Annotated in this window: 5 protein-coding genes and 2 pseudogenes; 2 read left to right on the top strand and 5 right to left on the bottom strand. The window is 61.5% G+C overall.

Annotated elements, in window-relative coordinates; genetic code table 11:
* A pseudogene (locus tag KGA98_RS28315) lies at positions 1 to 126 on the bottom strand (hypothetical protein); the annotation flags it as partial.
* Here KGA98_RS28315 and KGA98_RS28310 point away from each other — a divergent pair.
* Positions 79 to 972, top strand: a complete 894-nt coding sequence (locus tag KGA98_RS28310) for a 1-aminocyclopropane-1-carboxylate deaminase/D-cysteine desulfhydrase (RefSeq protein ID WP_223504963.1) — start codon at positions 79 to 81, stop codon at positions 970 to 972. The pseudogene KGA98_RS28315 and the gene KGA98_RS28310 sit on opposite strands and share 48 nt — an antisense overlap.
* A 113-nt stretch (positions 973 to 1085) precedes the next feature.
* On the opposite strand, the gene KGA98_RS28305 is transcribed toward KGA98_RS28310, so the two are convergent.
* The 3 genes from KGA98_RS28305 to KGA98_RS28295 all read right to left on the bottom strand — a co-directional run bounded on the left by KGA98_RS28305 (position 1086) and on the right by KGA98_RS28295 (position 3992).
* Positions 1086 to 1655: a cytochrome b gene (locus KGA98_RS28305; RefSeq protein WP_223504961.1), complete on the bottom strand. Its 570-nt coding sequence runs from the start codon at positions 1653 to 1655 to the stop codon at positions 1086 to 1088.
* Between the two features lie 242 nt (positions 1656 to 1897).
* Complete coding sequence (phnX, locus tag KGA98_RS28300) at positions 1898 to 2725, bottom strand: phosphonoacetaldehyde hydrolase (RefSeq protein WP_090456689.1); 828 nt, start codon at positions 2723 to 2725, stop codon at positions 1898 to 1900.
* 157 nt (positions 2726 to 2882) lie between these two features.
* Entirely contained in the window at positions 2883 to 3992 is a 1110-nt protein-coding gene (locus KGA98_RS28295; protein ID WP_223504959.1) for a 2-aminoethylphosphonate--pyruvate transaminase, read from the bottom strand.
* A 109-nt stretch (positions 3993 to 4101) separates the two neighbouring features.
* On the opposite strand from KGA98_RS28295, the gene KGA98_RS28290 reads away from it, so the two are divergent.
* Positions 4102 to 4965: a LysR substrate-binding domain-containing protein gene (locus KGA98_RS28290; protein WP_090456686.1), complete on the top strand. Its 864-nt coding sequence runs from the start codon at positions 4102 to 4104 to the stop codon at positions 4963 to 4965.
* A gap of 121 nt (positions 4966 to 5086) precedes the next feature.
* Here the strand turns inward: KGA98_RS28290 and KGA98_RS28285 are convergent.
* A pseudogene (locus KGA98_RS28285) lies at positions 5087 to 5201 on the bottom strand (LysR family transcriptional regulator); the annotation flags it as partial.

The following is a 5201-nucleotide window of genomic DNA, read 5'->3' as shown; positions in this document are numbered from 1 at the left end:
GTGGTCGAGGCAGGCCTGGTTGCAACCGATGCAGGTGTTGATTTCATCGGCACGACCTTCAGCGGCTTTGTTGACGAAATCCGGGTCGGCGAGAAATGGCCGTGCCATGGACACCATGTCGGCATCGAAGTAGCGGTGCTGCGTCTGGACCGGATCGATCCGCTGATCAGCGGCAACAAATGGTTCAAGCTCATCGAACACCTGAAGACCGCCGACCGTCTGGGTGCCGAAGGCATCATCAGTCTCGGTGGCGCGCACTCCAATCATCTCCACGCGTTGGCGGCGGCGGGCAAGCGATTCGGCTTTTCCACCGTCGGCCTGTTGCGCGGGCATCCTCAGCAAACCCCGACGGTCAAGGACTTGCAGGCGTTCGGCATGGAGTTGCACTGGCTGGGCTACGCAGGCTATCGAGCGAGGCATGAAGCGGGTTTCTGGCAACCCTGGCAAACCCGTTATCCGACATTGCATCCGGTGCCTGAAGGCGGAGGTGGATTACCCGGTGCTGAAGGTTGCATGCAATTGCGGGCCAGGGTTTGTACCCAATTGGCGGGCTTGGGCTGGAATAACTATGACGGCTGGTGGCTGGCCTGCGGAACCGGCACGACCCTGGCCGGCCTGGTGCTGGCCGAAGCGGGGAATCATCCGGTATATGGTGCCCTGGCGGTGCCTGATGACCACGGGGTGGCGCAGCAGGTCGAGAGGATCGTGCAGGAAGCGGGTGTGGTCGATGTGGTGTATGAACTGTTCGAGGCCAGTCGCGGCGGGTTTGCCAAGGTTGATCCGTTGCTGCTCGACTTCATCGAAAAGACCGGGCAGGCCAGCGGCATTCCCCTGGAGCCGCTGTACACCGGTAAGGCACTCATGGCCCTCAAGCAACAAGTGGAGGCGGGCAAGTTCGCCCGTGGTACGCGGCTGATCTTTGTCCACACCGGCGGTTTGCAGGGGTGGCGGGGATTGAGTTCAAAAAACTGAGCGGTGCTGCGATCCAGTGTGGAAGCGGGCTTGCTCGCGAAGGCGGAGTATCAGTCGATTTTGTATAGCCTGACACACTGCCTTCGCGAGCAAGCCCGCTCCCACATTGGAGTTCATTGGTCTGAGAGATCGCGGTTCACGCGCGTGGGCATCATCCGCAGCAATGTGTTATCGCCCACCACATAATGGTGATACAGCCCGGCCACGGCATGCAGGCCGATCAGCCAATAGCCGATAGTGCCGCCGAGCTCATGCCAGCCCTGGAGCTGTTTGGCCAGGTCCTTGTTTTCCGCGACCAGCATCGGCAGGTCGACACCGTAGAACATCACCTGATTGCCTTTGGCGCTGGTGACCAGCCAGCCGAGAATCGGCGTGACGATCATGAAAATGTACAGCGCCCAGTGCATCAGCCTGGCCAGTGTCGTTTGCCAGTGCGGCGAGGCCGGGAAGATCTGCGGCGCCGGGCCGAGGCTGCGTGCGAACAATCGCAGCCAGACCAGAACGAATACGGTCAGGCCGAGCATGAAGTGTGATTCGACGATCAGCGTGCGCGCGCCACTGCCCTTGGGAAAGAATCCGCGAAACTCGATACAGGCGTAAACCAGCACCAGCAGGACCAGCATCAGCCAATGCAGCGCGATCGATACGGTGCTGTAGCGCGACTCAGAGTTTTTCCACGGCATGGGGTGTTCCTCAGAGGTCCGGTTTAAAGCCACCGTTCTTGTCCGACGGTGTGCGTTAACTGTAATCCTGTTTCACCGGATTTGCCTGAGGCGATTGGTCGCTGGGTGTTCTGGTTCGGGTAAAGGCAGAGAAAAACCTTGTAGGAGCGAGCTTGCTCGCGATGGAGTGTCAGATACATTGATGTCGACTGACACACCATCGCGAGCAAGCTCGCTCCTACAGGAGGGGGGCGTTGCGTTTTTTAGCTCGACTGTGGCATTTCGCCGTTGGCCAGGCGCTTGTTGATGTCGGCGATCACTTCCGGCAGATCGGTGATGGTGTCGATCATGTAATGCGGGCGTGAACCTTCGAACATCCCGTGGATGCGCTTGCGCTCGCTGTCCAGTCGGTCGCAGCCCAAGGCGCGATAGCCTTCGTAGTCCAGGCCCAGGGCGTTGCCCGAGCAGATCAGCGCAACGGTCCACATGCCGGCGCGGCGACCCTCGAGAATGCCCGGCACGGTGTCATCGATCTTCACGCACGCGGCGACATCGTCGATGCCCAGGGCGATGACGTTGGCCAGCGCCTGGGCGGGCCATGGGCGACCATTCGGGACTTCGTCGGTGGCGACCACGTGGTCGGCCACGTAACCGTTGGTGGCGGCCAGTTCGACCACCTTGTCCATGACCTGTTTCGGGTAACCGGAGCAGGAACCGATCTTGATCCCTTGCTGACGCAGGTTGGCGATGGTCTCCAGCGCGCCCGGGATCAGTGCCGAGTGTTCGGCGATTTTTTCGATCTGCAGTGGCATGAAGCGTTGGTAAATCGCGGTGACGTCATCGTCGGTCGGCGTGCGGCCGAACACTTTGCGATAACGCTCGGCAACTTCCGGCAGATCGCACAGGGTGCGGATATGGTCCCACTTGCCCATGCCCATCGGGCCACGGGCTTCTTCGATGGACACCTGGACATCGAACTCGGCGAAAGCCTCGACGAAAATCTGCGTCGGGGCGAAGGAGCCGAAGTCGACCACGGTGCCGGCCCAGTCGAGGATGGCGGCTTGCAGTTTGGTTGGGTTGGCGTAGTTCATGGTGATCAAATCCTGTGGCAACTGGCTGATAGGGGAGCTGCTTTGGTTTGGGTGGGAGCGGGCTTGCTCGCGAAGGCGGTGTATCAGCCGGCATAAATGTCGAATGCCAGACCCTCTTCGCGAGCAAGCCCGCTCCCACAGGGGAATACGGTGGAGCTTAGATCTCTAACACTTCCATCTCGCGCAGTACCTCGCCAATCGCGGCCACCGCTTCGCGCATTTGCGCCGGGTTGACATGACCGATGCAGCCGACGCGGAAGGTTTCGACCTGGGTCAGTTTGCCGGGGTAGAGGATGTAGCCCTTGGCCTTGACCCGCTCGTAGAATTCTTTGAACGCGTAGCGCGGATCTTTCGGGGCGTGGAAGGTGGCGATGATCGGCGCCTGGATAGCCGCCGGCAGGAAGCTGCGCAGCCCCAGTTTGCCCATTTCTTCCATCAATGCCTGGCAGTTGGCGGCGTAGCGTTCGTGCCGCGCCGGCAAGCCGCCTTCTTCGTTGTATTGCAGCAGGGCTTCGTGCAGCGCCGCGACCACATGGGTCGGCGGGGTGAAGCGCCACTGGCCGGTCTTGGCCATGTAGGCGTGCTGGTCCTGCAAGTCCATCGCCAGCGAATGCGAGTTGCCGGCGGCGCTGGCCAGGGATTCTTTGCGAGCGAAGACAAAACCCATGCCCGGCACGCCCTCCAGGCATTTACCCGAGGCGGCGATCAGTGCGTCGAACGGCACTTGCTGCGCATCCACTGGCAGGGCGCCGAAGGAGCTCATGGCGTCGATGATCAGGCGCTTGCCGTGTTGCGCCACTACTTGGGCGATCTCTGGCAGCGGATTGAGGATGCCGGTACTGGTTTCGCAGTGAATCAGGGCGACATGGGTAATGTCTTGATCGGCACGTAGCAGGCGGTCGACGTCGGCGGCGGTGGTCGGCTCATCTTCTGCGGTTTCGAAGGTACTGAAGGAGCGGCCCAGTACTTCGCAGATTTTTGCCAGGCGTTTGCCGTAGGCGCCGTTGATCAGGACCAGAATCTTGCCGTCCCGAGGCACCAGCGTGCCGATCGCTGCCTCGACCGCGAAGGTGCCGCTGCCTTGCAAAGGCACGCAGTGGTGGGTGGCAGCGCCGTTGATGATGGCCAGCAGTTGCTCGCAGAGGCTGGCGGTCAGTTGATTGAAGCGGTCATCCCATGAACCCCAGTCGATCATCATCGCCTGACGGGTGCGGGGCGACGTGGTCAACGGGCCGGGGGTGAGCAGGATGGGTTCGGCAGTACTCATTCTCGTGTCCTCGCAATCGATGGGATGAAGCTACGGGGCCTAAATTGCAATTTGCCGTGTTATCAATCAAATTGTTTATTGTTATGCCAGCCATCAGTGAGGGTTATTCATGAACCTGTTTCAGCTCCGCGCCTTCGATGCCGTGGCCCGGGAAGGCAGTTTTACCCGGGCGGCGGCGCGGCTGTTCATCAGCCAGCCGGCGGTCACCGGGCACATCAAGGCCCTGGAGGAGCACTACCAGATCACCCTGCTGCGCCGCACCGCCCGACGGGTGGAGCTGACGGAGGAGGGCACCAAACTGGCGGCAATCACCCGGGCGATGTTCGGCCTGGCCGAAGAGGCGCAGGTGATGCTCGAAGCCAACCGGCAATTGCTGACCGGGCGTCTGGAGGTGGCGGCGGACGGCCCGCACATGGTCATGCCCATGCTCGCCAGCCTGCGGGCGCGCTATCCGGGGATCACGGTGAACTTGCGCCTGGGCAACGCCCAGGAAACCCTGGCGGCGCTGCTGTCCGAACATGCCGACGTGGCGGTGCTGACCGAGGTCGAGCCGCGCAAGGGCCTGCATCTGCAGGCGCTGAACGAATCGCGGATTTGCGCACTGGTGCCCGACGGGCATCCTTGGGCGCAGAAGACTAAAGGCGTGCAGCTCAAGGAACTGGATCAGGTGATCATGGTGCTGCGCGAACCGAGTTCGATTACCCGGCGCACCTTCGATGAGGCTTGCGCCCAGGCCAAGGTCAATCCACGGGTGTTGCTGGAACTGGACAGCCGCGAAGCGGTGACCGAGGCGGTGGCCGCCGAACTGGGCGTGGGGGTGGTGTCGTCGGTGGAGGTCAGCCACGATCCACGGGTGGCGGCGGTGCCGATCATTGGCGAGGGGTTGGTGAATCGGCACATGATTGGCTGTATGGAGCGGCGGCGGGATTTGCGCTTGATTCAGGCGTTTTTCGGGTTGGCACCCGTCAGGTAGACCGAAGCGCGGCCTTCGCGAGCAAGCCCGCTCCCACATTTGATCGGTGTAGATCACAAATTCTGTATCCGACACAAATCCAGTGTGGGAGCGGGCTTGCTCGCGAAGGGGCCGGACCTGCTTACATAAGACTCTCGCGCACCATCTCAAGAAAAGTCGCCACCACCCGCCGTGAACTCTGCTCGCGCAAGCACACCAACGTCTCGGTCAACCGCCGCTTGCAATCGATAATCGGC

The organism is Pseudomonas sp. BF-R-24, from assembly GCF_019947335.1.
Classification (GTDB): domain Bacteria; phylum Pseudomonadota; class Gammaproteobacteria; order Pseudomonadales; family Pseudomonadaceae; genus Aquipseudomonas; species Aquipseudomonas jessenii.
The sequence above is the reverse complement of the archived record's forward strand: the minus strand, read 5'-3'. Positions and strand labels throughout refer to the sequence as shown.